This is a genomic window from Streptomyces sp. BK208, from assembly GCF_004364245.1.
In the GTDB taxonomy this organism is placed as follows: domain Bacteria; phylum Actinomycetota; class Actinomycetes; order Streptomycetales; family Streptomycetaceae; genus Streptomyces.
The window spans coordinates 213,922-239,235 of the sequence record NZ_SOAV01000003.1; the positions used below are offsets into that span (position 1 = coordinate 213,922).

Here is a 25,314-nt window from a genome sequence, read left to right on the forward strand (position 1 = left end):
CCGGACCGCGTCGTCTTCACCACAACGGCGCGATGTCCGCCCGCCCTGCCGGAATGCCCGCTCCGCAACCGCGAACACTCAGAAGGATTGTGCCGTGCCGGTCATCACCATGCGCAACGGTCCCTTGGAACACGTCGTCATCGACGGCGATCCCGACCTCTCCCCCCTCGTCTTCCTGCACGGCGGACTCGGCTGTCTCGCCGCCTGGGGACGCTTCCCCGCCCGGCTCGCCGCGGCCACCGGGCGCCGCGCCCTGGTCTACTCCCGGCACGGCCACGGCGGCAGCGGTCCCGACCCGCTCCCCCGCACCGTCCGCTACATGCAGGAGCACGCCCACGGGGTGCTGCCCGACCTGCTCGACGTGCTGGACATGCGCCGCCCCGTCCTGGTCGGCCACAGCGACGGCGCCTCCATGGCACTGCTGCACGCCTCGGCGCACCCGGTCGAAGCGGTCGTCGCGATGGGCCCGCACCTGTACTTCGAGGAGGAGAACCGCCGGGGCATCGAGAACGCCCGCGCCTCCTACGAGGCGGGTCCGCTCGCCCGGAAGCTGGCCATGGTGCACGACGACCCCCGAGGAGTGTTCGACCGCTGGAGCGGTGTCTGGCTCTCGCCCGCCTTCCGCGACTGGTCCATCGAGGACGAACTGCACGTCACCGCACCGGTACTGGCGATCCAGGGCGACGAGGACGAGTACGGCACGATGGCCCAGGTCGACGCGGCGGAACGCGCGGTGGACGGCCCGTTCGAGCGTCTGGTCCCCGAGGGCTGCGACCACTACCCCCACCTGGTGCGGCCCGACCTCGTCGTCGACGCCGTCCGCGGATTCCTCGCCAGTCCCCGCACGGCCGGGACGCGGACCGCGGGAGCCGGCCGGTGACCGCCACCCCCCGCCTCGACGCCCTGCTGGCCCGTTCCGCGCGGACCCACCCCGGGCGCACCGCCCTGGAGGGAGCCGGCGAGAGCTGGACGTACGCCCGGCTGGAGCGGGCCGTCGACGCGCTGGCCGCCCGGCTGTCGGCCGAGGGCGTCGCCCCGGGCGACCGGATCGGCGTCTACGCACCCAAGTCCCCCGCCACCGTCGTCGCCCTGTACGCGGTGCTGCGGGCCGGCGCGGTGGCCGCACCGCTCGACACCGCGGACCCGCCGGAGCGCACCGCGCGGATGATCCGCAACGCGGGTCTGTCGGCGCTCCTCACCGTCGACCGCGCCCTGACCGGGGCCCGCCGGGCCGTCGCCCGCACCCTCGGCGGCGGGCCGGGCGCCGAGGAGGCCCTCGACCACGGCCTGCGCCTGCTGCGCTCCCTCGCCCCCGGCGAGCGGCCCGCGCCCCTGCCCGCGCCGGCCGACGAGGGCGGCTACATCCTGTTCACCTCCGGCAGCACCGGCTGGCCCAAGGGCGTCCTCCTCTCGCACGAGAACGTCGCGCACTACGCGCTGTGGGCCGCGCGGGAGTTCGGGCTGACCCCGGACGACCGGATCGGCTCCCAGGCCGCCCTCACCTTCGACCTGACCACCTTCGACCTGTTCAGCGCCGCCGCCGCGGGAGCCTGTACGGTCCTGATGCCGGACGCGCTGCGGGTCTTCCCCCGCGATGTCGTCGCGTGGCTGACCGAACAGCGCGTCACCGCCTTCATGGCCGTACCGTCCCTGTACCACGCGATGCTCCAGCAGGGCGGTCTCGCGGACGGTCCGCCGGCCACCCTGCGGATCGCCGCCTTCGGCGGGGAGGCGTTCGCCCCCGAACTGCTCGAGCGGTACCTGCGGTTGTTCGACGGGGTGCCGTTCTACAACCTGTACGGGCCCACCGAGACCAACGCCTGCACCTACCACCGGGTGCCGGCCGACTGGACGGCCGACCGGGAACTGCCCATCGGCCGGGGCATCGGCGGCGTCCACGTCGACGTGCTCGACGAGGACGGCCGGCCCACCGACGGCGAGGGCGAGATCCACGTCGCCGGCCCCGTCGTCTTCCAGGGTTACCTGCGCGGCGGGGCACCGGAGGACCCCACCGTCACCGCCGTCTTCCGCGACGGAGTCGCCCGCCGCGCCTACCCCACCGGGGACCTCGGCCGGATCCGTCCCGACGGCCGGGTGCTGCTGCGCGGGCGGCGCGACCACCAGGTCAAGCGGCGCGGCCACCGCATCGACCTGATGGACGTGGAGCACGCCGTCCTGGAGCTCCCGCAGGTGGTCACCGCCGCCGTCGTCGCCAAGGACGCCGCGGACGGCTCCCGCACCGGCCAGATCTGGGCGTACGCGCAGACCGACGCCGCCGAGCACGAGGTCCTGGCCGCACTGCGCGGCGTACTGCCCAAGCGGATGCTGCCCGACCGCGTCGTTCCGCTCACCACCCTGCCCACCACCACCAGCGGGAAGGTCGACCGCCGCGCCCTGAGCGGCACGGCCGGCCCCGCACACCCGGAGGACGTCACCGTATGAACAGCGTCGAAGAACTCTGCGACCTGATCGGCAGCCGCATCACCTGGGGACCCGGCGAGGACGCCGGCTCCCTGACCGCCGACACCCCGCTCCTCGAGATGGGCCTGGTCGACTCGCTGGCGATCATGGAGATCGTCGCGGCGCTCGACAAGGAGGCCGGCGTCACCCTGCCCGACACCGAGATCGTCGCCGCCAACTTCCGCAGCCCCAGGGCGCTGTGGGCCGCGATCGGGAACCTCGCCGCCCAGGGGCGCACATGAGCGCGACGGCCACCGCAGCGCTGCGCGGCTGCGCACCGGAGACCGAGGAGGTCGTCGACGCCTACCGTGACCTGGCCGCGCCGCTGGCGGAGCGGACCGGGGACCTGGACTTCACCGCCGGTTGGCGGGCCATGGCCGACCTCGGGGTGCTCCGTCTCGCCCCGCCCGGCGCCACGGCGCCCGGACCCGTCACCCGCTCCCTCGCCGTGATCGAGGGCATCGGACTGGCGGGCGTCGACCCCGGTCTGTGCTACGCGCTGGCGTCGCAGGTCTTCGGGATGCAGTTCCCCCTGCGGGCCACGCTCCCGGCCGATGCCTGGGACGCGGTCGCCGGCGTCCAGGACGGCCGGACACTGCTCTGCCACGCGCTGACCGAACGCGGCGGCGGCAGCGACCCGTTCTCCATGGAGACCCGCGCCGTGCGCGACGGCGACGGCTTCGTGCTCGACGGCGCGAAGACGTTCGTCACCGCGGCCCCCGTGGCCGACCGGGCGATCGTCTTCGCCCGGACCGCTCCGGGGCGCTCACCGTTCGCCCTGTCCGCGTTCCTCCTCCCCCTCGACCTCCCGGGGGTCCGGCGCGGCGAGAGCTTCGCCAAGACGGCGCTGCCCACCGTGCCGATGGGGGAGCTGATCTTCGAGGGCGCCCGGCTCCCCGCGGACGCGCTGCTCGGCGAGGAGGGCTCCGGACTCGCGGTGATGGCGTCGACCACCGCCTGGGAGCGGTCCGTCATCCTCGGCTACGCCCTCGGCCCGATGCACCGTCTGCTGGCGCGCACCGTGGAGTGGGCCGCCGGACGCGAGCACTTCGGCCGGCGCATGGGCGCGAGTCACCAGGTCGCCGCGCGCGTCAGCGACATGGCGCTGGCCCTGCACCGCTCGCGCGTGCAGCTGTACGCGATGGCCGCCCGGCTCGACGCCGACACACCCGCCCGGCAGTTGGCCGCCGAGGCCGCCCTCACCAAGATCTCCGTCTCCGAGGACTACGTGCGGATGACCGAGCACGCCACCGCGCTGTCCGGCGTGCGCGCCTTCCTGCCCGGCTTCGACCTCGCGGCGGACCTGGCGAGTCCCATGGCGGCCCTGACCTACGCCGGCCCGAACGACCTGCTGCGGGTCGCCGTGGCCCGTCAGCTCGGCCTGCCCGTCGAGAACTGACCGGTCGCCTCCCGACCGGCCGTGAAGCCACCGGTCACCCGACCGGCCCGCCGAACCGGCCGCCCGAGACCCGGCCGACCGAGACCCGGCCACCGAACGGGCCGACCGAGACCCGGCCGACCGAAACGCGGTCGATCGACCCGGCCGACCGGCCGGACCGGCCGGCCGAGACCCGGCCGGCCGACGCCCCACAGCCGACAACCCACCGGCCGAGAACCGACCCCAAGGACATCGATGACGCTGCCGACCCACTTCGACGACCTCCTCAAACTCGCCGCGGACACCGGCTCCGCGATCGCCCCGCTCGCCGCCGGCACCGACGCCGCGGACGACGACGGCCACGAGGCCTACCGCGTGCTGCGCGAGTCGGGGCTGCTCGCCCTGCTCGTCCCCCGGGAAGCCGGCGGCGCCGGACTCGGCTTCGGCGACTACTGGCGGGTGCTGGCCGAACTGGGCGCGCACCACGGCGCCGCGGCCCTCGGCTTCAACATGCACCACGTCGTCGTCGGCGCACTCGCCGAAGCCGCCGGGACCCGGCTGTCCCCGGCCGCCGACGCCTTCCGCACCTGGATGCTGGGCGAGGTGGTGCACGGTCGCAAGATGTTCGCCTCCGCCACCTCCGAGGCCGGCCGCGGGGCGAAGCTGCGCGGCATGCACACCCGCTACCGCCGCTCCGACGACGGCACGCACTACGTCCTGAACGGCAGGAAGGACTTCGTGTCCCTGGCCGGCGCCGCCGACTACTACGTGGTGGCCGCCGCGGACGGCGACGCCGAGGAGAGCGGCGAGGTCTCCCACTTCGTCGTCGCCGCCGACGACCCGGGCGTCGGCTTCGGCTCCGTGCGGCACCTGTCGGCGATGTACGGCACCAGCACCGCCCCGATGACGCTGGACGAGGTCGTGGTGCCCCGCTCCCGTCTCTACCTCGGCGTCGAGGGCATGTCCCTGTTCAAGGTGGTGCGCGAACCCCACTGGATGTTCGCCGGCTACACCGGTGCCTACCTGGGCATGGTGGAGGCCCTCTTCCGGCACACGGTGGATCACGTCACCGCCGTGCCCGGCCGCGCCGACTCGCCCGTCGTGCAGCAGGAACTGGGCCGGATGTCCGCCCGTCTGCGGGCCGCCCGCGCCCTGGTCCACGAGGCCGGCGACCTGGTCACCGCGGAACGCGGCAGCCTGGAGGCCAACGCCATGGTGCACGCCGCGAAGTACGTCGTGGGCGAGACCGGCCCGAGCCTGGCCCAGGACGCCCTGCGGCTGTGCGGCTCGGCCGCGGTCAGCCGCGGCCACGCGCTGGAACGGCTCGTCCGGGAGGTCCAGTTCTCCCACGTGATGCCGGCCAAGCCGCACGAGTGCCTGGAGTACCTGGGCAAGGCCGCGACCGGGGTCAACCTCTACGACGCCCGGGCCTTCTCGTGGTGACCCCCGCGAGCGCCACGGCCCCGGTGCCCTCCGTCCCGCTCGCCGCGGACGAACACGCGGTACCGCACGACGCCTTCCGGGCCCTGATGGGCTCGCACCCCGGCGGTGTCGCCGTCGTCACCACCGCCGACGCGCGGGGCACGCCGTACGGCTTCACCTGCACCGCGCTGTGCTCGGTCTCCCTCGATCCGCCGCAGCTGCTGGTGTGCGCGTCGGCGGGCGGAAACACCCTGCCGGTGCTCGCGGCCCGCGGGGCCTTCACCGTCAACCTGCTGCACGGCACCGGTCGGCGCGCCGCCCAGGCGTTCGCCGGTCCGGCCGCCGAGCGGTTCACCACCGTCCCCTGGCGGGCCGGGCACCACACCGGACTGCCGGTCCTGCCGCAGGACGCCCACGCCACCGCCGAGTGCCGCGTCACCCGGATGGTCCCGGCCGGTGACCACACCATCGTGATCGGCGAGGTCCTGCACACCGAGACGCACGTCCCCGCCGCCGAGGCGGCACCCCTGCTGTACGGCATGCGCCGCTACGCGACCTGGCCGGTGTGACCCGGCATCGACCGGCCGTCCCCGTCCGTCCCACTCCCCCGCCACGTGAAGGAGCCAGCATGTTCCGCACCCTGATGAAGTCGAAGATCCACCGCGCCACCGTCACCCAGGCCGACCTGCACTACGTCGGCTCGGTCACCGTCGACTCCGACCTCATGCACGCCGCCGGTCTGCTCCCCGGCGAGAAGGTCGACATCGTCGACATCGACAACGGCGCCCGGCTGTCCACGTACGTCATCGCGGGCCCGGCCGGCTCCGGCGTCCTCGGCATCAACGGAGCCGCGGCCCGGCTGATAAGCCCCGGTGACCTCGTCATCCTCATCGCCTACGCCGCCATGACGGACGAAGAGGCCGCCTCCTTCGTTCCCGACGTCGTGTTCGTCGACGAGCACAACGCCATCGCCGCCCTGGGCTCGGACCCCGCCGAGGTGCCCGCGGGCTCGGGCCTCAAGCGCGGCGACCTGGTCGCCGAGGTGTCATGACGGTCGCCGTGGTCAGCGGCGGCACCCGCGGCATCGGGCGGGCGCTGAGTCTCCGGCTCGCCGCTCTCGGCCACCGGGTGGTCGCCCTCTACCGCAGTGACGGGGCCGCCGCGCGGCAGACCGAGAGGGCCGGTGACGGCCGGGTCGAGACGCTGCGCTGCGACCTCGCCCGCCCGGAGGAGATCCGGACCGTCTGCGCGTCGCTCACCGAGCGCCTCGGGGCGCCCTCCGTGCTCGTCAACAACGCCGGTGTCAACCGCGACCGGCCGTTCCTGTCGATGACGGCGCGGGACTGGGACACGGTCCTGGCCACCAACCTCTCCGGCCCCTTCCACCTGACCCGCGCGCTGGCCCCCGCGATGGTGGAGGCGGGCGGGGGCAACGTCGTCAACGTCGCCTCCACCACGGCGATCAGGCCCCGCACCGACGGTGCCAACTACTGCGCGAGCAAGGCGGGCCTGCTCCAGCTCACCAAGTGCCTGGCCCTCGAACTCGCCCCCCGCGTCCGGGTCAACGCCCTGCTGCCCGGGTTCACCGACACCGAGGAGGTGACCGAGCGCTACCGCCTGGACGACCCGGCGCGGCTCGGCGCCGTCCTGGACACCGTCCCGCGCGGCCGGCTCGGCACGGCCGAGGACATGGCCGACGCCCTCGAGTTCCTGGTGAGCGCGCGCAGCGGCTACGTCACCGGCCAGCAACTCGTCGTCGACGGCGGCCACTTCATGGGATGACCGCCCCCGTCTTCCCCACTTTCCTCGCCCCCACCGAATCCATCAGGAGAAGAAGCGCATGCGACTGACCCAGCAACAGGCCGCCGAGTACCACGAGCGCGGCTTCCTCATGCTCGAATCCCTCCTCGACGCGCAGGAGGTGGAGTCCCTGCGCGCCGCCTTCGAACGCGACGCGAAGGTTCCCGGCCCGCAGGTGGTGACCGAGGACGGCGGCACGGAGGTCCGCGCCGTCTACTCCTCGCACCAACGGCAGCCGGAGTACGCCGGGCTGGTCCGCGATCCGCGCATCCTGGCACCGGTGCGGCAGCTGCTCTGCGACGACGTCTACGTCTACCAGTTCAAGATCAACGCCAAGCCGGCCTTCGGCGGCGACAGGTGGGCCTGGCACCAGGACTTCCTCGCCTGGCGCATCGCCGACGGCCTGCCCGCGCCGCGCCAGGTCAACATCGGCGTCTTCCTGGACGACGTCACCGAGTTCAACGGCCCGGTCATCTTCCTGCCCGGCTCGCACCGGCGCGGGCTCGTCCACCGGGGCCGGTCGGCGTCCGCCCGGTCCGAGCAGCACCTCGACCCGGACGACATCTCGCTGTCGCCGGCACAGCTCGCGGAGCACGTCGACCGCCACGGCATGACCAGCCCCAAGGGCCCGGCCGGTTCCGTCGTGCTGTTCTCCCCTGAGATCGTGCACGGCTCGTCCCCCAACATGTCGCCGTTCGCCCGCCGCCTGCTGATCGCCACCTACAACGACACCGAGAACCTTCCGCGGCCCGCGGGCGAGCCCCGCCCGGACTACGTGGTGTGCCGCGACACGGCACCGCTGCGCCCGCTGGCCCTGCCGTTCTCGCAGGCGCCGGTCGCGGTGGCCTCGTGACCGGCCGCACCGCGACCGGCGCCGCCACCGGACGCGCCGTCGTCCTGGAGGAGTTCGGCAAGCCGCTGTCGCTGCGGAGGTTCCCGCTGCCCGGACCGCCGGCCGGCGGCATGGTCGTGGCCTGCGGCTACGGCGGTGTCTGCGGGACCGACCTGCACCTGTGCCAGGGCCACCTGGACATCCCGGTCCCCCTCGTCCTGGGCCACGAGGGGCTGGGCGTCGTACGGGAACTGGGCCCCGGCGCCCAACTGGACGCCGCCGGGACGCCGCTGGCGGCCGGTGACACGGTGATGTGGGCCTCCTCCATCTCCTGCGGAGTCTGCCCGCCCTGCCGGCTGCACCGTGAACCGACCCTGTGCGAGCGGCGCCGCACCTACGGCGTCAACCGGGCCCTCACCGACGGTCCCGAACTGTCCGGGGCGTGGGCCGACCACATCGTGCTCCAGCCCGGCACCACCGTGATCAAGGTCCCCGAGGGCACCGACCCGCTCGCCGCCATGTCCCTGGCCTGCGCCGGGCCCACCGTGGCGCACGCGCTGTACGAGCGGCGGCCGGTGCGGCTCGGCGAGACGGTCGTGGTGCAGGGCAGCGGTCCGGTCGGACTGGCCGCTGCCGCCTTCGCGCACCTGGCCGGGGCCGCGAAGGTGGTGATCGTCGGCGGTCCGGCCGGCCGGCTGGAGCGGGCCGCCGAGGCGGGCATCGGCGACGTCCACCTGGACATCGCCGGCGCCGCCGACCCCGCGGCGGTCCTGCGGGAGGCGCGGTCCGCGGTCGGCGGGGACGGCGCCGACCTCGTGATCGAGTGCGCGGGAGTCCCGGCCGCCGTCGGTCAGGGCCTGGCCCTGGCCCGCCGGGGCGGCAGCTACCTCGTCATCGGCCAGTACACCGACGCCGGGGACACCGCGGTCAACCCGCACCAGATCGTCCACCGGCAACTCGACGTGGTGGGTTCCTGGGCCTTCACCGGCGCCCATCTCGTCGAGTACGTACGTCTGCTGCCCGCTCTCACCGGCCGGTTCGACCTGGCGGGTCTGGTGACGCCGTTCCCGCTGGAACGGCATTCCGAAGCGCTGGACGCGGTCGCCGACGGATCGGTGATCAAGGCCGTGCTCACGTCCTGACCCCGCCGCACCCGGTGAACCCGACGGCCCGGCGACCGCCTCCGCGCGGCCCGGGCCGTCACCGCTGCCCGGCGAGCAGCCCCAGTCCCTCAGCCGTCGCCCGGTCGTCGGGCAGGTAGGCGAGCAGGTGGTGGCCGGGCTCGTCCACGGCGGCGAGTTTGACGTACCGCAGGCGGAGGTCACCGGCCTCGGGGTGCCGGAAATGGCGGACGGCGGGGTGGAACGCCGCCGTCTCCCGGCGGCCGTACCAGCGGGCGGCGTCCGGATCGTGCAGCAGTTCCTCGGTGATCTCGGCGTACCGGCCGTCCTGGGGATGCCGGGCCGCCTTCGCCCGGAACTGCCCGAGCAGACTGCGCGCCTCGGACTCCCAACTGGCCAGCAGGGTGCGGGAGGGCGGCCAGCGGAACACCAGCCACAGCAGGTTGCGCTGCTTGGGCGCCAGCCGCGCCAGGTCGGTCAGCAGCCCCGAGTAGCCCGCGTTCCAGGCCAGCAGGTCCCAGTGAGGGTCGAGCACCGCGGCCGGGTTCGGTGCCAGCGACTCCACCAGCGACAGCAGGTTCCGCGACACCCAGCGCGGCGGCCGCCCGGCCGGCGCGGCCGGCTCGACGAAGGACAGCACGTGCGCGGTTTCGTCCGCGGTCAGCCGCAGGGCCCGCGCCAATGAACGCAGCACCTGTTCCGACGTGCGGACCCGGCCCTGTTCCAGCCAGGCGTACCAGGACGCGCTGACCCCGGCCAGCTCGGCGACCTCCTCGCGGCGCAGCCCCGGCGTGCGCCGCCGCGGTGAGCCGGGCAGTCCCACGTCGGCCGGCCGGAGCCGCTCCCGGCGGGAGCGCAGGAACGCTCCCAGCTCGCGCCGCGGGTCGCTGGTCCCCCCGCCGTCCACGTCCTCGCTCCTCTCGCGCCACCGGCCCGCGACGGCGCGACGCATCGCATCGCATCGCACCTCAGGCTGTGAGCAAGGGTAATCGGCTGCGGGTCCGGGGCGGCCGGCCGCGGTGATGAGCTGGTCACGCCGGTCGGACAGGCCGGTGACCACCGTTCGAGGAGCACGCCATGGACCCGGCCGACCCGTCCCCCACCACGTCCGCACCGCCTCCGGCGGCCCACCGCGCCGACGACCCGGCCGGCCCGGCCGCCGTGCCGCTGCCCCCTGCGGCGCTGCGGCTGCTGCGCACGGCGGGGTTCGTCAGCAACTTCGACCGGTTCTGCATCACTCCGATGCTGCTGGTCATCGGCGGCGCGCTCGGTGTCCCGCTGACCACGGTCATGCTCGCCGCCAGCGGCTACTTCCTCGCCTACGGCCTGATGCAGCCGGTCTGGGGACTGGCGAGCGACCGGCTGGGCCGGGTGCGGGTCATGCGGATCTCCCTGGCCGGTGCGGCCGTCGCCGCGCTCGCCTCGGTGCTCGCGCCCGGCGCGACGGTGCTGATCGTGGCGCGTGTCGTGGCCGGCGCGTGCTTCGCCGCGTCCATCGCCGCGTCCATCACCTACGTCGGCGACACGGTGCCCGCCGCGGTCCGTCAGCGTCCGCTCAGCGAGCTGATGACCGCCTTCGCACTGGGCACCGCCGTCGCCACCGTCGTCGCCGGGGTGCTGGCGCACTACGCGAGCTGGCGCGTGGTCTTCGCCCTGCCGGGCCTGATCGCCGCCTACCTGGTGGTCGCCCTGCGCCGGCTGCCGGAGCCGCCGCGCGCGACGCCCGGCGCGTTGTTCGCGCCCTTCGGGATCGTCCTGCGGTCCCGCTGGCAGTGGTACGTCATGGCCGTCGCCGCGTTCGAGGGCGCCGTGCTGCTGGGCTTCCTCACCTACCTCGCGCCGGCGCTGGAGGCCCAGGGTGCCTCGGCCGCCCTGGCCGGCGCGGTGACGGCGCTGTACGGCGTGGGTTCGATGGGTGCGGCGCAGCTGGTCAAGCGGCTGGTCGGACGGTGGACGCCGGTCCGGCTGATCGTGACCGGCGGGGTCCAGATCACGGTGGCCTTCGGCTGTGCCGCGGCCGACCGGTCGGTGCCCGCGCTGGTGGCGTGCGCCCTGCTGCTCGGCGGCGGCTGGTCGTTCATGCACTCCACGATCCAGTCCTGGGCCACCGCCTTGTCCCCGGCGGCCCGTGCGACCGGGGTCGCGATGTTCGGGGTGGCCCTCTACGTCGGCAGCGCCGTCGCCAGCGCCGTCGCCGCCGGCCCCGCCGAACGTCACGCCTACCACGGCCTGTTCCTCACCGCCGCGGTCCTCACCGTCCCGCTGACGGTGGCCGCCGCCGTGGGGCGCGCCCGCTACCGGGGTTAGGACTCCCCCCCCCCCCGGGGTGAGGACTGCCCGCTACCTGGGCGCGGACCGCCTGCCCCTCCCCGTCGGCCGGGGAGGCGCCGGGCCCGGGGCGGACGGTGCGCCGTGTGCCAGGATGGTGCTGAACAGGCGTTCGGTGGCGGCGGGTTCGGCGGGGGCGGCATGGCACACGGGGAGCGGACGGGACGCCGGACGGCGCCCGGGGCGGTGATCGCCGTCGCGGTGGTCATGGCCCTGGCCCTCGCCGCGCTCGCGCTGCGGCCCGCCGAGGGGCTGCTGCACTCCGGCAGAGGTCCGCTCGGCCGCTCGGGCTTCTTGGCGATCGGGGCGTCCCTCGCCTGGACGTTCGGCGTCTGGACGGCCGTGGAGAACGTGCGCCACCGCTTCGGCGCCGACCGCACGCCGCCGTCACCGGTCGAGGAGCGGCTGCGGGAGGCCGCCGGGCCCCTGCTGCTCGCCGCGGTGGGCCTCGTCGGTGTCCTGGCCCTGGTGCTGCACCGGTTCTCCACCGGCGACGACACATCGGGGCCTCCCCCGCCGGGCGCGGCGGACCCGATGCCGACGCCCACCGCCGCCGGCACTCCCCCGCCCCGGCTGCGGCACGGTGCGCCGGAGCCTTCCTCCCTGCCGCTCCACCTCGTCCTCGCTCTGGCGGCCGCGGTCGCCGCCGCGTTCGTGGTGGTGGCCGTCGTGCGGCGGTTGCGACGGTTCGGGTTGAGGGTGCCGCAGCGGCCCGGCCCCGCGGGCACCGCACCGCCGGACGAGGACGCGCGGCTGCTCCTGTCCGCCGTGGACTCGGGCCGCCGCGCCCTGGCGGACGGCGGTGAGGACGCCCGGGAGGCCGTCATCGCCTGTTACGCCGCCATGGAGGACGCCCTCGCGGTGTCCGGTGTGCCGCGGCGCGCCTCCGACAGCCCCGCCGACCTGCTCTCGCGGGCCGTCGGCGCGGGCTTCGCGCCGGGACCGGCCCCCGCGCGCCTCACCGCACTCTTCCGCGAGGCCCGTTACTCCTCGCACCCGATGGACGGTTCGCACCGGGCGGCCGCGGCCGCGGCGCTGGAGGCGCTCGCGGCCCTCCTCGGGGAGCCCGCCGGGAACGGGGAAAGGGCCTCGCGTCCGGATCCGGAGGCCGGGCGATGAACCGTTCCGCGACGAGGGCTTCGCAGGAGAACGCGTTCACGCTGCGCCGGCTCGGACTGCTCGGCGGTGCGGTCGCCGGCTCGGGCACCCTGCTCGTCCTGCTGCTCGACGGTGCCGAGGCCGCCGGTGCCGTCACGGCCGTGCTCGCCGCCGTCGGCCTGTCCGCCGCCCGGTACGTCGCCGGGGCGGGCGCCCTGGACCCCGCCTACCGGGACGAGGTGCGGCTGCTGCGGACCCGGGCCCCGGGCATGGGCGAGTGGCGACGGAACGTGGCCGCCTCCACCGGTCCCGACGGCGCCCTCCACTACCGTGCGGTGCTCCGGACCGAGCTGCGCCACCTGTACGCCGCCGTGCTCGCCGAGCACCACCACGTCTCCCTGGAGCACCAGCCGGAACGGGCCGCCGAGTTGATCGGTCCCCAGCTGTGGCCGTGGCTCGGCCCCGTGCCACCGGACGCCGGACCCGACGGCGGGATACCCGTCGACGTGCTGCGCCGCCTCGTCGACCGGCTCGAAGCACTCGGCGCGCCCCGCACGCCCAGCCCCCGTACCGGTAAGGACCGATCGACGTGACACCCACCTCAACGCCCCGCACCGCCGAGCAGGTCGGCGAACAGGCCGGTGCCGTACTGCGCGAGATCGGCCGTGCCGTCGTCGGCAAGCCGGACGCCCTCGAACTCGTGATGCTGGGCGTGCTGGCCGGCGGCCACGTCCTCGTCGAGGACCTGCCCGGACTCGGCAAGACGCTCCTGGCACGGTCGTTCGCCACCACCCTCGGGCTGGACTTCCGCCGTATCCAGTTCACGCCCGACCTGCTGCCCTCCGACGTCACCGGCACGCCCCTGTACGACCAGCGCACCGGCGAGATGGTGTTCCACCCAGGCCCGGTCTTCACGCACCTGCTGCTCGCCGACGAGATCAACCGGACGCCGCCCAAGACCCAGGCCGCGCTGCTGGAGGCGATGGCCGAGTCGCAGGTGACCGTGGACGGCGAGACGAGGCCGCTGGCCGATCCGTTCCTGGTGATCGCGACGGCCAACCCGGTGGAGTACGAGGGTACGTACTCGCTGCCCGAGGCCCAGCTCGACCGGTTCCGGCTGCGGGTGCGGATGGGGTACCTGACCGCGGCGCAGGAGCTGGCGATGCTGCGGGCCCGCGTCGACCGGGCGGCGCCCGAGGCGGTGCTCGAACGGCTCGCCGGACCGGAGGACGTCGTGGCGTGGCGGGCCGTCGTGGAGGGGGTGGAGATCGACGACGACCTGCTGGAGTACGCCGTCGCACTCGTCGGCGCGACCCGCGAGCACCCCCAGATCAGCATCGGCGCGTCACCGCGCGGCGGGCTCGCCCTGGTCCAGTTGGCCCGCGCCCGTGCCGTGCTGGACGGCCGCGACTACGTCGTCCCGGAGGACGTCAAGGGCCTTGCGGTGCCCGCCCTGGCCCACCGGGTGTCGCTGCGGCCGGAGTTGTGGGTGCGCGAGATGTCCACCGACGACGTGCTGCGCGAGATCGTCGGCAGCGTCGGCACGCCCACCACGCGGCGTACGGCCGCGGTGCCGTCGTGACCCCGCCCGCACCGGCGCCGGACCCGGCGCCCGGGCCCGTGCCGAGCGCGGCGGTGGCCCGCGCCCTGGAGGGGCGCACCTCCCCGACGCAGCCACCGCCCCCGCCGCCCGGCGGCCCGCGTCCGGGTGAGCGCACGCTGCGCCTGCTGACCGTCGCCGTCGTGGCGCTGGCCGCCGCGCTGCTCACCGGCCGGGCGTGGCTGCTGGCGCTCGCCGCGGCGCCGCTGGTACTGCTCGCGCTGGCGCTGCCCCGCGCCCACGCGCGCCGCGTCGAGACCTCCGCGACGGTCGAGCCGAGGCGCTGCTTCGAGGGTGACAGGGTCACCGTCCGCGTCGAGGTGGCCCACGACGGCGACGGGGTGCGCCTGGACCCCGGGGTCACGCTCGGCCCGGGGCTGCGCCTGGACGAGGTCGTCGTCGGCCGGTCCACGGTGACGCTGCACCACACGGCGCTGCGCTGGGGCCGCTGGTCGCTCGGCCCGGTGGATCTCGACGTGTACGACCGCGGCGGCACCGTCCGCCGCACCGTGCGCGTGGAGGCGGCGGAGGTGTCCGTGTTCCCGCGCGCCGCGCAGGCCCGGTTCACGCCCGTCCCGGTACGGCTGCCGCAACGGCTCGGCGAGCACGCCGCGCCGCAGTCCGGGGAGGGCGTCGAGGTGGTCGGGGTGGGACCGTGGGTGCCCGGTGAGCGGCAGCGGCGCATCCACTGGCCGTCGACGACCCGGCGCGGGTCCGTGCAGCTGCACCGGTTCGCCGCCGAGCGCGCGGCCGACACGGTGATGCTGCTCGACGCCTTCGGGGACGTGGCCGATCCGGTGACCGGGGCGTCCTCCCTGGACGAGACGGTGCGCGCAGCCACCGGGCTCGCCCGTGCCTACCTGCGCACCCATGACCGGGTGGGGGTCGTCTCGACCGGCGGCACCACCCGCTGGCTGGTGCCGGGCACCGGGGACGCGGCGTTCTACCGCATCGTCGAGAGCGTCCTCGACGTCCGCAAGGACCGCGCCTTCGGCCGGGGCGGGCTGGAGCGGGTCCCGCCGCCCGCGCTCCCGGAGGGTGCCCTGGTGTACGTGTTCACCCCGCTCAGCGACGCACGGATCCTGGCGGTGCTGCGGGACCTCCAGACGCGGGGGCGCCGCCCGGTCGTCGTGGAGATACCGAGCGGGGACCCGGTGGTGGAAGACGGCGACGAGGCCGGGGAACTGGGGCTGCGCCTGTGGCACGCGGAGCGCGACGCGATGCGGTTCGCCCTGCGGGACAGCGGGGTGCCGGTCCTGCGGCACACCGAGGGCGAGTCACTGGACCTGGCGCTGGCGCCGATGGCGGCGGGGCGGGTCGGCGGGCGGGGGAGGGCGGGGGAGGGCGGGGTGACGGCGCCGGACACGCGGGTCGGCCTGCGGGAGTATCTCGGCTACTGGATCGGCACCGTGCCGGTGCGGGTCCTGGGGGTGGCGGCCGTCGTCGTGGCGTGGCGGCCGTGGACGACGGTGGACACCGCCGGGCGGGCGGTGCCCTTCGTCTGCGCGGTCGCCTTCGCGGTGTGGGCGGCGCCCGCACCGGACCGGCGGCCGTCGGTGGGGGCCTTCTGGTCCGACCGGTTGCTGCGCCACCGGACGACGCTGCTGGCGTCGGGCGTCGTGGTGATCGCCGCGTTCGGGGAACGGGCCCGGTGGGAGGGTGCCTGTGCGGTCGGGCTGCTGGTCGCCTACCTGGTGACCAGTGAGACGTGGCCGTGGCGGTGGGGACGCGGGCCCGCCCGAGTGTGGGGCGAGGCGGTCGCGGCCTGCGCGGGTGCGGGTGTGGTGGCGGCCGCGGCGGCGGTACCGGTGACCGGGACCGGCTCGGGCCTGGACCGGGTGATCGCCGCCGGGACGGTGGTGGGGCTCGCGGTGGCCGGCGCCGCGGTGCTGCGCGCCCGCTGGCGGGGCGATGCCCCGGAGGCCGGTGCCCCGGGGGACTGAAGGCGACGGATCACTCGCCATCTCGCCATCTCGCCATCTCGTCATACGGGAACCGGGTGCTGCCGGGCCTGCGGCACACGGAGACGACCACCTGGGCGGTCTTCCGCAACCGGAGCCGGGCTGCTGCGTCGCGTTCGCCCACGCACCGAACCGCCGTCCGCGGCCCCGCGGGGGCACGTCACCGTCGCACCAGCCGCCTGGGCCGCGTTCCCCGGGGCGTTTCCCGCGCGGTGACGTCGGCCTTCCACAGGTCGTACTCGGCGTCGAGCGGGCCGTGGGCCGTGCGTGGGGCACCGTCGCCGAAGACCCGCACGGGATGCGTGGCGTCCCAGCACGCCCAGCCGGGGTTCCCGGACTCCGCGAAGCGCACCCACGCCCCGTGCATCGCGTCGGCCAGCTCCTGCGGCGCCCCCTCGCCCGCGAGCTTTCGCGCGTCGGCATGGTCGCCGGAGTCGAAGACGAAGCCCAGCTCCAGGGCGTGGCAGGCACCGAGGCCGGGCAGGCGGGACGGCCAGGCGAACTCGTACACGTACGACGAACCGGTCCGCGCGTCGGCCAGGCGGTGCATCGGGATGCGCAGCAGGTGGTCGGTGACCAGCTGGCCCACGGTCTCCGCGGCGCCCGCGCCGGGACGCAGCGCGCGGTAGCCGCGCACCACCTCGTTGCCGCAGTGGCAGCGGGCGCGGGCACCCGCGAGGGCCACCGCGCCGAGCCGGTCGACGCGTTCGAGCAGGCCGCCGGGGACGAGCCAGAGCCGGTACTCGTCGCGGGTCCAGCCCATCATGAGGTCGACGTCCGGTGCCGCGTCGCCCGCGACGAGCGCCTCCAGCGGATCACGCGGCAGCACGTCGCCGTCGACGACGAGGCCGAAGCCGGGACCGCCGAGCACGGGGCTGCTGAAGCGCCCCACCTCGGCCTGGGCCCGCAGCAGCTGGTCGCGGTCGGCGGCGGCGAAGGCCTCGGCGGTGGCGGGGATCTTCAGCCGGGAGGCCATCCGGCGGACCATGCGCCGCACCTTGTCGCGGTCGGATGCCTCCGGTGCGCCGCTCTGCAGCACGGCCCGCCGGAACAGGCCCCGGGCCCGCGGTGCGGCGAGCAGCGCGCCGGTGCTGATGGCGCCCGCGGACTGGCCGGCGACGGTGACGCGGTCAGGGTCCCCGCCGAAGGCGGCGATGGAGTCCCGCACCCACTGGAGAGCGGCGATCTGGTCGCGCAGTCCGGCGTTGGCGGGGGCGTCGGGGAACAGGCCGTAGCCCTCCACACCCAGTCGGTAGTTGACCGACACGCACACCACGCCGTCCCGGGCGAAGGTGCGGCCGTCGTAGACCGGTACGGCGGAGGAGCCCCTGGTCAGGGCGCCGCCGTGCAGCCAGACCAGCACCGGCAGACGCGCGCCGGGGCCCGGCACGGGGGTCCAGACGTTGAGGTTGAGGCAGTCGTCGCCGGGGATCGCCGGATCGGAGAGGTACCGGGCGAAGGCCTCGGAGTACGGGGGTTTCGGCGCCGTGGGGCCGAAGGAGCCCGCGTCGCGGACGCCGTCCCAGGGCTCGGGCGGCAGGGGCGGGCGGAACCGGCCCGGCCCGAAGGGGGGCGCCGCGTAGGGGATGCCCCGGAACACCGCGGTCCCGTGCTCGTACCTGCCGCGCACCGCCCCGTGCACCGTCCTGACGACGGGGTCCGTCCGGCCTGACCGCATGCGCCCACCAGCCCTTCGCCGTACTCCCGTACCGCTCACGGATCAGCGTCACGCCGGCCGGTTCTATTCCGGGGCGTGCCCCTGCCGTACCGGCGCAAGGACTTGTGTTCCGGGGCGCCCCTGCCGTCCCGGCGGAGGGACAATGGACACCACGCACGCCACGCACGCACTGCGCGATTGAGGAGGCCGTCGTGACGGACGCACCCGTGAGGATCGCCGAGGCCGACGGGCACCGCGCCGTACTGGCCTTCTCCGGAGACCTGGACGCCGCCGCGCTGCGCGTGCTGGAGGAGCTGCTCCTCGACCCGCGGCTGCGGGAGCCGGGCACCTGGACCCTGGACATGAGCGGCCTGGACCACATCGACCTGGCCTGCGCCTACGCGCTGCTGCGGACGGTGACCCGCGCACCGGAGCCGGTCGCCCTCACCGTCCGGGGCGCCCGCCCGGCCGTCCACCGGACGCTGCGGCAGGCGGGACTGGACACGGTGGCCGCCTTCACGGCGTAGCCGGGTCAGCCGCCGACGTCCACGTGGTTGTCGGGTGCCCCGTCCCCGAACGGCGGCAGGTCGCCGCGCTCGACCGGTGTGGAAGGCGCGGGATCGGCGGACGGCGGGGGACCTTCCGCCTCGGCCGCGTCGGGGCGGTGGGCGGCGAGGGCGGCCGCGTGCAGGACGTCGCGGGACACGGCGTCCGTCTCCGCCGACACGCGGACGACGTGGCCCTCTTCCGGGAGGGCGTACTCGTGGCGTCCGGCACCGGTGCGGTACCAGGCGTCGCCGTCGCGTTCGCAGGTGGTGTGCTCGCCGGGCATGTCGCCGACGGGCTGCTGGGGGCAGGTGGCGGCCGTGATCGTGCCCCGGTCGACGGCGAGGCGCAGCTGCGCGCCGCTGCCTGCGGAGACCCAGGTGGCGGAGAAACCGTCGTCACCGAGGACCCCGACGGACTGCTGGGCCAGGGTGAACCCGGGTGCCTCGGTGACGTAGACCAGCTCGGGTGCCACGCCCGACGCGGCGGCGCGGGAGGCGACTTCGCCGGTGTCGGGGGCCGCGGCCGGGGCGCCGGCCGAGGTGGGGCCGGACGGCTGGGAGTCACCCGCCTTCTCGGAGCCGCAGGCGGTGAGCAGCAGCGGGGCCAGCAGCAGCACCGGCAGGACGCGCGCGTGACGGATCATGTGCTCATCCTGCCGCACAGGTGTTCCACGGGTGTGCTCCCGACGGGGTCTAGGGGTGGTGGGCGGCGGCGTCCTTCGTCAGTCTGACGGCCTGGCGCAGGCTGATGCCGGGGGCCGCCTCGCGCAGGGTCTTCACCGCCCGGACGGAGTCGACGGGGCCCTCGTGGCCGGCCGCGGCGAGGCGTTCGTGCACCCAGCGGGCGAGCAGTGCGGCGTCGGGCTCCGCGGCGGCCCGCTCGACCAGGGCGGCGGCCCGCTCGAGTCCGGGCCGTTCCTCGGGCGTCGCCCCGGCGAGCGCCTGACGGATGCCGTGGGCGACGACGTCCGTGTCGCGCAGGACGAGGACGTTGAGTTCCGGTGGGGCGAGTCGTCCGAACATACGGCCATGATCGGCTGGACACCCGTGTTCTTCAACGGACTTGAGCGGGTTCTGAGGCAGGCGGCAGCCGGGTGTCCGTTTTCTTCAAGACCGTGACCACGCACCCTGCCTACGGTGACGCCATGACCGCACGATTCGACGCCATCGGCCTCATCGTCTCCGACATGGCCGCCTCCGTGACCTTCTACCGCCGGCTCGGTTTCGCCTTCCCCGAGGGAAGCGAGGGGCAGCCGCACGCCGAGGCCGGGCTCCCGGGCGGCATCCGGCTGCTCCTGGACACCGAGGAGTCCGTCCGTTCCTTCACCCCCGGCTGGCAGCCCCCCGCAGGCGGCGGCCGGCACTCGCTCGCCCTGCTCTGCGACGGCCCGGCGGAGGTGGACGCCCTCTACGCGGAACTGACCGGCGCGGGCTGCCACGGCGAGCGGGATCCCTGGGACGCGCCCTGGGGCCAGCGGTACGCCGTCGTCGCCGACCCCGACGGCCACGGCGTCGACCTCTTCGCGCCTTCGGCTTGACGGCTGCTCTCGCCGCTCATGGACGCCCCGCCGGACCAGGAGACGGTCGGGGACCGCGGCCGGCCCGGGAACGCGCGCGGTAGTGACAGGTCCCTGCTGCTGATGGACGGCGGGGCGGCACGGTCCGCCCCTAGCCGCTCAGCAGCTCGCCGCAGGTCAGACCCGTCAGGTCGCGTACGTCGCGTGCCAGGTGTGCCTGGTCGGCGAAGCCGGTCAGGGCGGCCGTCTCGGCGAGCGGCGTGCCCTCCCTGGCCAGGGCCAGGGCGCGTTGCAGTCGCCGTACGCGGGCCAGCGTCTTGGGGCCGTAGCCGAAGGCGGCCAGGGAGCGGCGGTGCAGCGCGCGGGCTCCGATGCCGAGGGCGTCGGCGGTGGCGGCGACCGGGCGGCCCGCGTCGAGGGCGGCGACGATCCGGGCCGGCAGCGGGTCGGGCGGCCCCGTCTCGGCGGCGCGGGACAGCGCGGCCTCCTCAAGGCCGGTCGCCGGGTCGGGGGCCGCGTTGACCAGAGCCGTCAGGCGCCGTGCGCGGCCGGCCGGCCAGAGGTCGGTCAGGTCGACGCGCCGGTCGCGCAGCGCGACGGCGGGAACACCGAGCAGCGTGGGCGCGGTGCCGGGGTGGAAGCGGACGCCGGCCCAGCTGCCCGGGGCGCCCTCGGTGACGTGAGCACGGGTGTCGGGGCCCGCGACCAGCAGCCGGCCGTCGTACCAGAGCAGGTCCATGCAGCCGTCGGGCAGCACCCGCCCGGTTCCGGACCCCGTCGGTGTGCTGGTCCACACCACCGCGCCGGCCAGCCGGGCCCGCCGCTCCACGTACACGCGTGCCAGGTTACGCCGGGACGGTTCTCCCGCCCTCCCACGTGCTGACGCCGTCCTCCCGTCCCGCCCGGGTGGTGGTGGCGCCGGCGAGATGGGCCGCATCCCCGGCTTCCGGCCTCCCCCGGAGCGGGTCCCACCCGGGCGACGCCCCCTAGGAGGCCTCGGGCTTGTCGTGCCCGCGCTCGTGGTCGTGGGCGTGGTTCTGGCCGGGCTGCGCGTTCTTCGCGGTGCGCAGGCGGGCGGTGACGTCCTCGGGGGGCAGGAAGCGGGACCAGCGCTCCGGGAACTCGGAGGGCATGTCGGGGTCGCTCTCGCCGCTCGCGGAGGTACGGGCCACGTACTCGGCGACCTGGGCCTGGCGCAGCCGCTCGTTGGCCTCGCGGGCGGCGGCGGTCGCGGCGGCCGGCCACACCCGGTCGATGGCCGCGTTCACCGCGGCGCCGACGAGCACCGCGAACGCGGACACGCCGATCCACAGCAGTACGGCGACGGGCGCGGCGAGGGAGCCGTAGATGGTGGGGCCCTCGACGGTGCTGGTGAGGTAGATGCGCAGCAGGAAGCTGCCCAGCACCCACATGGCGAGGGCGACCAGCGCGCCGGGGACGTCCTCGATCCACGGCGAGCGCACCGGTACGGACACGTGGTACAGCGTGGTCAGGAACGCCACCGACAGGATGATCACGACCGGCCAGTACAGGACCTGGACGACCGTCGTCGACCAGGGCACGACCCGCACCACGGCGTCCGGTCCCGCCACCATCAGCGGCAGTGCGATCGAACCGATCAGCAGCGCCACGATGAAGAGGAGGAAGGCCATCAGCCGGGTCCTGACGATGCCGCGGACGCCGTCGAGGCCGTACATCACGGTGATGGTGTCGATGAAGACGTTCACCGCGCGGGAGCCCGACCAGAGGGCGAACAGGAAACCGATGGAGATGACGTCGGGCCGGCCGCCCTTGGTCACGTCGTCCAGGATCGGCTCGGTGATCTGCTTGACGCCCCGCTCGGAGAGCACCGCGCGGGAGGCGTCCAGGATGTTGCTGCGCAGGCTCTCGGTGGTGTCCGCGCCGATCCAGGAGTCCACGTAGCCGAGCAGTCCGAGGACGCTCAGCAGCAGGGGCGGCACCGAGAGCAGGGTGAAGAACGCGGCCTCGGCGGCGAGGCCGAGGATGCGGTACTCCATGCACGAGTTGACCGTGTCCTTGAGCAGCAGCCAGGCGGTCCTGCGTTTGGAGACGTTCCGGTACAGAACCCGGGCACGGTGAAGCCGGCCCGAGGGCCGTTCGGGGGAGTCACTTGCTGGCTGCACGCCCTAAAGGTATCCGGCGTGGGGGGCGGCACTCATCCGCGGAGGCCCCTGATCCCGTACCGGGCTCGCGGCGGCCCCGCGGCGCGGTAGGTTCACGTCCATGGCAGGCCGTACCCACACCGTGACGAACCAGGCACCGCCGCTGACCGGCTACGACGTCTTCACCTCCGACCGGGCCCTGACGGAGGCGGTCCGGCGGCACCTGCCGGCGGACCTGCGCGAGGAGGCGCTGGCCGAGCTGTCGGGGACGGGCCGCGCCGGCGGGGCGCTCCAGACCCAGGAGTGGAGCCGACAGGCCGGCGCGAACCCTCCGGTCCTGCGCACCCACGACCGCTTCGGCCACCGCGTCGACGAGGTCGACTTCCACCCGGCCTGGCACCGGCTCCTGGGCAAGGGCGTCTCGGCGGGGCTGACCGACGCCTGGTCCCGGCCGGGCGGGCACGTGCGGCGCGCGGCCGGGTTCGTGGTGTGGACGCAGGTGGAGGCGGGCACCTGCGGTCCGCTGTCGACGACCCACGCGGCGGTGCCCGCCCTGCGCGCCGACCCCGGGCCGGCCGCCGAGTGGGTGCCGCGGCTGACCTCGCGGGTCTACGACAGGGAGCTGCGGCCGGCCCGGCTGAAGGCCGGGGTGCTGTTCGGGACGGGCCTGACGGAGAGGCAGGGCGGCAGCGACCTACGGGCGACCACCACGGCGGCGCGGCCGCTGGCCGAGGACGGCACGTACGAGCTGACCGGGCACAAGTGGTTCTGCTCGGCGCCGATGTCGGACGGCTTCCTGGTCCTGGCGCGGGCACCCGGAGGGCTGACCTGCTTCCTGGTGCCGCGCGTGCTGGCGGACGGCACCCGCAACGTGTTCCTGATCCAGCGGCTCAAGGACACGCTGGGCGACCGGTCCAACGCCTGTGCCGAGGTCGAGTTCGCCGGGACGTGGGCGCGCCGGGTCGGCGAGGAGGGGCGCGGGCCGGCCGTGATCACCGGCACGCTGGCGGCGGCCCGGTTCGACCGCGTGCTGGGCTCGGCGGGTCTGATGCGGCAGGCGGTGGCGCAGGCGGTGCACCACTGCGGGTACCGCGAGGTGTCCGGCGGCATGCTCGTCGACAGGCCGCTGATGCGCAACGTCCTCGCGGACCTCGCCGTCGAGTCGGAGGCGGCCACGACGCTGGGGCTGCGGCTGGCGGCGGCCCACGACGCCGCCGAGGGCGGCGACGAGCGCGAAGCGGCGCTGTTGCGCCTGGCGGTGCCGGCGGCCAAGTACTGGGTGACGAAGCGGTGCGCGCCGGTGGTGCTGGAGGCGGCCGAGTGCCTGGGCGGCGACGGGTACGTCGAGGAGTCCGGGATGCCCCGGCTGGTGCGCGAGTCGCCGCTGCACTCGATCGGGGAGGGCGCGGCCAACGTACAGGCGCTGGAGGTGCTGCGGACCCTGGGCCGGGAGCCCGAGGTGCTGGACGCGTACCTGACGGAGGTGGGCCGGGCGCGCGGGGCCGATCACCGGCTGGACGCGGCGATCCGGGAGCTGCTGACCGAGCTGGCCGACCTCGCGGCCGCCGAGGGGCGGGCGCGGCTGCTGGCGGAGCGGCTGGCCCTGGTGCTTCAGGGCGCCCTGCTGGTGCGGTACGCGCCGCCCGAGGTGGCCGACGCGTTCTGCGCCTCGCGCCTCGGCGGCGACGGGGGGACGGCGTTCGGCACGCTGCCGCCCTCGCTGGACCTGGCGTCGGTGGTGCGGCGGGCCCGGCCGGAGGTCTGATTCCGGCCGCGCGGCGCGGGGGTGGTGCTGCGCCGACACGGCACCACCCCCGCCACACGGGCCCGTTCAGGCCGCGTACGCCGCTCGGGACGGCGTGGTTCAAGTCTGGCCACCGACGAAGTCGTCCACCAGGGTTGCAGGGGGTTGCAACTTGCGGTCGGCTGTGTGCGGACCGTGCCCGCGGGGCAGGGGGCAACCGGTCACCATGAGACGAACATTCGGCTTCCGGAAGGACGAGGTCCCGTGGCGCTCTCGCCCATGGACGTGACGCAGTTCGCCGCCGTCGACACGGCGCGTGCGGCCCGGATGCTCAGCGAGGTCCGCTCCGCGAGACTCTCCGGCGGGCGGGCTCCGATGGCGCCGCGGCCGGTGATCGAGCAGTCGTGGGACCGGATGCTGCGCAGCGGCGTCGATCCGGAGCACGACGTCCGTTCCGGACTGCTGGCGCCGGAGGAGATACGGCGGCGGCGCGCGGCCTCCCCGCTGCGGCACGTGCTGCCGGTGCTGCGGGAGGCGCTGCTGTCGGTCGCGGACGTGGCCCACCACATCATGGTGGTCGCCGACGGGGACGGCCGGCTGCTGTGGCGGGAGGGCAGCGCCCGGGTGCTGCGCCGGGCCGACGGGCTCGGGTTCGAACTCGGGGCGGACTGGCGGGAGGAGGTGGTCGGCACCAACGGCGTGGGGACACCGGCGGTCACCCGGCGGCCCGTACAGGTCTTCGCCTCCGAGCACTTCGTGCGGTCCCAGGCCACCTGGACCTGCGCCGGGGCGCCGATCACCGACCCGCGCAGCGGCCGGCTCCTCGGCGTGGTCGACGTGAGCGGGCCGCTGGAGACGATGCACCCGGCGACGCTGGCCTGGGTGGACTCGGTGGCCAAGCTGGCCGAGGCCCGGCTGCGGGAGCTGCACACGCAGTCGCTGGAGCGGTTGCGGACGGTGGCGGCACCGGTGCTGGCCCGGCTGGAGGGGCGGGCACTGGTGACGGACCGGGACGGCTGGACGGCGGCGGTGACGGGAATGCCGTACCTGGAGCGGGTGGTGCTGCCCAAGTCGCCGGAGGCGGGGGTGCGGTGGCTGCCGGCGTTGGGGGCGTGCACGGTGGAGCCGCTGGCGGAGGGCTGGCTGGTGCGGGCCGTGGCGGGGCCGGTGCCGCAGGGCGCCACCCGGATCGTGCTGGACCTCGGTCAGCCGCGCCGCTGGTCGGTGCGGGTGCTGGGCGGCGCGGAGGACTGGGCGCGGGAACTGAGTCCGCGGCACGCGGAGTTGCTCTACCTGCTGGCGGTGCACCGGGGCGGCCGCAGCGCCGCCGGGCTGGCCGAGGACATGTTCGGCGACCCGGCCCGCACGGTGACGGTACGGGCCGAGATGTCACGGGTGCGGAGATACCTCGGGGCTTACCTGGAACACCGGCCGTATCGTTTCTGCGAGGACGCGGAGATCGAGCTCCTCCTCCCGCCGGACCCCCGCGACCTGCTCCCCCACTCCTCGGCTCCCGCGGTGGTGGAGGGGCGGGCGTCGCGCGGCGCGCCGTGACGGGGGCGACGAGGGTGCCGTGACGGGGAGACGGCCCGGTCCGGGTGGGCTTCCCGCCGGGGACGGGGACGGATACGGAAGCGGAGGCGAGGGGCAGCACCCCCGGGGTGGCCGCGAGGACGGCACGATCGCGCATACTTGCACCGTCTGCGCCCGCCGGCCCGCCCTTCT

General features: G+C 75.3%; 25 protein-coding genes. 19 read left to right on the top strand and 6 right to left on the bottom strand.

From position 1 onward, the window contains the following. Positions 1–94: 94 nt before the first annotated feature. The 10 genes from EV562_RS09370 (at position 95) to EV562_RS09415 (ending at position 9,034) form a co-directional block, all read left to right on the top strand. Positions 95–880, top strand: a complete 786-nt coding sequence (locus EV562_RS09370) for an alpha/beta hydrolase (protein ID WP_133886247.1) — start codon at positions 95–97, stop codon at positions 878–880. Continuing rightward, positions 877–2,442, top strand: coding sequence for an amino acid adenylation domain-containing protein (locus EV562_RS09375; RefSeq protein ID WP_166661688.1), 1,566 nt, complete (start codon positions 877–879; stop codon positions 2,440–2,442). Before EV562_RS09370 ends, EV562_RS09375 begins: the two co-directional genes overlap by 4 nt. Further along, positions 2,439–2,702, top strand: a complete 264-nt coding sequence (locus EV562_RS09380; protein WP_133886248.1) for an acyl carrier protein — start codon at positions 2,439–2,441, stop codon at positions 2,700–2,702. The genes EV562_RS09375 and EV562_RS09380 overlap by 4 nt, the downstream gene beginning before the upstream one ends. Continuing rightward, positions 2,699–3,859 carry an acyl-CoA dehydrogenase gene (locus tag EV562_RS09385; protein WP_133886249.1) on the top strand — a complete coding sequence of 387 codons (1,161 nt, stop codon included), beginning with the start codon at positions 2,699–2,701 and terminating at the stop codon, positions 3,857–3,859. Before EV562_RS09380 ends, EV562_RS09385 begins: the two co-directional genes overlap by 4 nt. Positions 3,860–4,093: 234 nt before the next feature. Beyond that, entirely contained in the window at positions 4,094–5,281 is a 1,188-nt protein-coding gene (locus EV562_RS09390) for an acyl-CoA dehydrogenase family protein (RefSeq protein ID WP_133886250.1), read from the top strand. Beyond that, positions 5,278–5,829 (top strand): flavin reductase family protein, encoded by a 552-nt coding sequence (locus EV562_RS09395; RefSeq protein ID WP_133886251.1) that lies wholly within the window; start codon positions 5,278–5,280, stop codon positions 5,827–5,829. Before EV562_RS09390 ends, EV562_RS09395 begins: the two co-directional genes overlap by 4 nt. Before the next feature lie 59 nt (positions 5,830–5,888). Continuing rightward, positions 5,889–6,311, top strand: coding sequence for an aspartate 1-decarboxylase (gene panD / locus EV562_RS09400; RefSeq protein WP_133886252.1), 423 nt, complete (start codon positions 5,889–5,891; stop codon positions 6,309–6,311). Next, on the top strand, positions 6,308–7,042 hold the full coding sequence (locus tag EV562_RS09405) for an SDR family oxidoreductase (protein ID WP_133886253.1): 735 nt from the start codon (positions 6,308–6,310) through the stop codon (positions 7,040–7,042). Before panD ends, EV562_RS09405 begins: the two co-directional genes overlap by 4 nt. Positions 7,043–7,100: 58 nt before the next feature. Further along, on the top strand, positions 7,101–7,913 hold the full coding sequence (locus EV562_RS09410) for a phytanoyl-CoA dioxygenase family protein (RefSeq protein WP_133886254.1): 813 nt from the start codon (positions 7,101–7,103) through the stop codon (positions 7,911–7,913). Further along, entirely contained in the window at positions 7,910–9,034 is a 1,125-nt protein-coding gene (locus tag EV562_RS09415) for a zinc-binding dehydrogenase (RefSeq protein ID WP_133886255.1), read from the top strand. The genes EV562_RS09410 and EV562_RS09415 overlap by 4 nt, the downstream gene beginning before the upstream one ends. A gap of 58 nt (positions 9,035–9,092) precedes the next feature. Here EV562_RS09415 and EV562_RS09420 read toward each other — a convergent pair whose 3' ends face one another. Next, on the bottom strand, positions 9,093–9,920 hold the full coding sequence (locus EV562_RS09420) for a helix-turn-helix transcriptional regulator (protein WP_166661689.1): 828 nt from the start codon (positions 9,918–9,920) through the stop codon (positions 9,093–9,095). A 170-nt stretch (positions 9,921–10,090) separates the two neighbouring features. Here EV562_RS09420 and EV562_RS09425 point away from each other — a divergent pair, with 170 nt between their 5' ends. From EV562_RS09425 to EV562_RS09445, 5 genes are all read left to right on the top strand, one after another. Next, positions 10,091–11,320, top strand: a complete 1,230-nt coding sequence (locus EV562_RS09425) for an MFS transporter (RefSeq protein ID WP_133886257.1) — start codon at positions 10,091–10,093, stop codon at positions 11,318–11,320. A 162-nt stretch (positions 11,321–11,482) separates the two neighbouring features. Further along, a complete protein-coding gene (locus EV562_RS09430; protein WP_208298323.1) occupies positions 11,483–12,460 on the top strand; it encodes a DUF4129 domain-containing protein in 978 nt (325 codons plus the stop codon). Further along, positions 12,457–13,032 carry a hypothetical protein gene (locus EV562_RS09435; RefSeq protein WP_133886259.1) on the top strand — a complete coding sequence of 192 codons (576 nt, stop codon included), beginning with the start codon at positions 12,457–12,459 and terminating at the stop codon, positions 13,030–13,032. Before EV562_RS09430 ends, EV562_RS09435 begins: the two co-directional genes overlap by 4 nt. After that, a complete protein-coding gene (locus EV562_RS09440) occupies positions 13,029–14,021 on the top strand; it encodes a MoxR family ATPase (RefSeq protein ID WP_243860010.1) in 993 nt (330 codons plus the stop codon). The genes EV562_RS09435 and EV562_RS09440 overlap by 4 nt, the downstream gene beginning before the upstream one ends. Next, positions 14,018–15,982, top strand: coding sequence for a DUF58 domain-containing protein (locus tag EV562_RS09445; RefSeq protein ID WP_243860011.1), 1,965 nt, complete (start codon positions 14,018–14,020; stop codon positions 15,980–15,982). The genes EV562_RS09440 and EV562_RS09445 overlap by 4 nt, the downstream gene beginning before the upstream one ends. A gap of 178 nt (positions 15,983–16,160) precedes the next feature. On the opposite strand, the gene EV562_RS09455 is transcribed toward EV562_RS09445, so the two are convergent. Beyond that, positions 16,161–17,678 carry a carboxylesterase family protein gene (locus tag EV562_RS09455; RefSeq protein WP_133886261.1) on the bottom strand — a complete coding sequence of 506 codons (1,518 nt, stop codon included), beginning with the start codon at positions 17,676–17,678 and terminating at the stop codon, positions 16,161–16,163. Positions 17,679–17,869: 191 nt separating this feature from the next. Here EV562_RS09455 and EV562_RS09460 point away from each other — a divergent pair, with 191 nt between their 5' ends. Then, complete coding sequence (locus tag EV562_RS09460; RefSeq protein WP_133886262.1) at positions 17,870–18,184, top strand: STAS domain-containing protein; 315 nt, start codon at positions 17,870–17,872, stop codon at positions 18,182–18,184. Positions 18,185–18,189: 5 nt separating this feature from the next. On the opposite strand, the gene EV562_RS09465 is transcribed toward EV562_RS09460, so the two are convergent. Continuing rightward, on the bottom strand, positions 18,190–18,849 hold the full coding sequence (locus EV562_RS09465) for a hypothetical protein (RefSeq protein WP_133886263.1): 660 nt from the start codon (positions 18,847–18,849) through the stop codon (positions 18,190–18,192). A gap of 49 nt (positions 18,850–18,898) precedes the next feature. Beyond that, positions 18,899–19,228, bottom strand: a complete 330-nt coding sequence (locus EV562_RS09470; RefSeq protein WP_133886264.1) for a hypothetical protein — start codon at positions 19,226–19,228, stop codon at positions 18,899–18,901. A 122-nt stretch (positions 19,229–19,350) separates the two neighbouring features. Here EV562_RS09470 and EV562_RS09475 point away from each other — a divergent pair, with 122 nt between their 5' ends. Beyond that, positions 19,351–19,743, top strand: a complete 393-nt coding sequence (locus tag EV562_RS09475) for a VOC family protein (protein WP_133886265.1) — start codon at positions 19,351–19,353, stop codon at positions 19,741–19,743. A gap of 130 nt (positions 19,744–19,873) precedes the next feature. On the opposite strand, the gene EV562_RS09480 is transcribed toward EV562_RS09475, so the two are convergent. Both EV562_RS09480 and EV562_RS09485 read right to left on the bottom strand, forming a co-directional pair. Further along, on the bottom strand, positions 19,874–20,557 hold the full coding sequence (locus tag EV562_RS09480) for a helix-turn-helix transcriptional regulator (protein WP_133886266.1): 684 nt from the start codon (positions 20,555–20,557) through the stop codon (positions 19,874–19,876). Positions 20,558–20,708: 151 nt separating this feature from the next. Beyond that, on the bottom strand, positions 20,709–21,866 hold the full coding sequence (locus tag EV562_RS09485; protein WP_133886267.1) for a YihY/virulence factor BrkB family protein: 1,158 nt from the start codon (positions 21,864–21,866) through the stop codon (positions 20,709–20,711). A gap of 100 nt (positions 21,867–21,966) precedes the next feature. Here EV562_RS09485 and EV562_RS09490 point away from each other — a divergent pair, with 100 nt between their 5' ends. Both EV562_RS09490 and EV562_RS09495 read left to right on the top strand, forming a co-directional pair. Beyond that, entirely contained in the window at positions 21,967–23,610 is a 1,644-nt protein-coding gene (locus tag EV562_RS09490; protein ID WP_133886268.1) for an acyl-CoA dehydrogenase family protein, read from the top strand. Between the two features lie 243 nt (positions 23,611–23,853). Further along, positions 23,854–25,143: a GAF domain-containing protein gene (locus EV562_RS09495; protein WP_133886269.1), complete on the top strand. Its 1,290-nt coding sequence runs from the start codon at positions 23,854–23,856 to the stop codon at positions 25,141–25,143. Positions 25,144–25,314 lie beyond the last annotated feature (171 nt).

Coding starts and splice junctions, on each gene's coding strand:
- EV562_RS09380 (WP_133886248.1), top strand. CDS start 2,439: ATGAACAGCGTCGAAGAACTCTGCGACCTGATCGGCAGCCGCATCACC.
- EV562_RS09385 (WP_133886249.1), top strand. CDS start 2,699: ATGAGCGCGACGGCCACCGCAGCGCTGCGCGGCTGCGCACCGGAGACC.
- EV562_RS09390 (WP_133886250.1), top strand. CDS start 4,094: ATGACGCTGCCGACCCACTTCGACGACCTCCTCAAACTCGCCGCGGAC.
- panD (WP_133886252.1), top strand. CDS start 5,889: ATGTTCCGCACCCTGATGAAGTCGAAGATCCACCGCGCCACCGTCACC.
- EV562_RS09405 (WP_133886253.1), top strand. CDS start 6,308: ATGACGGTCGCCGTGGTCAGCGGCGGCACCCGCGGCATCGGGCGGGCG.
- EV562_RS09410 (WP_133886254.1), top strand. CDS start 7,101: ATGCGACTGACCCAGCAACAGGCCGCCGAGTACCACGAGCGCGGCTTC.
- EV562_RS09425 (WP_133886257.1), top strand. CDS start 10,091: ATGGACCCGGCCGACCCGTCCCCCACCACGTCCGCACCGCCTCCGGCG.
- EV562_RS09430 (WP_208298323.1), top strand. CDS start 11,483: ATGGCACACGGGGAGCGGACGGGACGCCGGACGGCGCCCGGGGCGGTG.
- EV562_RS09435 (WP_133886259.1), top strand. CDS start 12,457: ATGAACCGTTCCGCGACGAGGGCTTCGCAGGAGAACGCGTTCACGCTG.
- EV562_RS09455 (WP_133886261.1), bottom strand. CDS start 17,678: ATGCGGTCAGGCCGGACGGACCCCGTCGTCAGGACGGTGCACGGGGCG.
- EV562_RS09465 (WP_133886263.1), bottom strand. CDS start 18,849: ATGATCCGTCACGCGCGCGTCCTGCCGGTGCTGCTGCTGGCCCCGCTG.
- EV562_RS09470 (WP_133886264.1), bottom strand. CDS start 19,228: ATGTTCGGACGACTCGCCCCACCGGAACTCAACGTCCTCGTCCTGCGC.
- EV562_RS09475 (WP_133886265.1), top strand. CDS start 19,351: ATGACCGCACGATTCGACGCCATCGGCCTCATCGTCTCCGACATGGCC.
- EV562_RS09490 (WP_133886268.1), top strand. CDS start 21,967: ATGGCAGGCCGTACCCACACCGTGACGAACCAGGCACCGCCGCTGACC.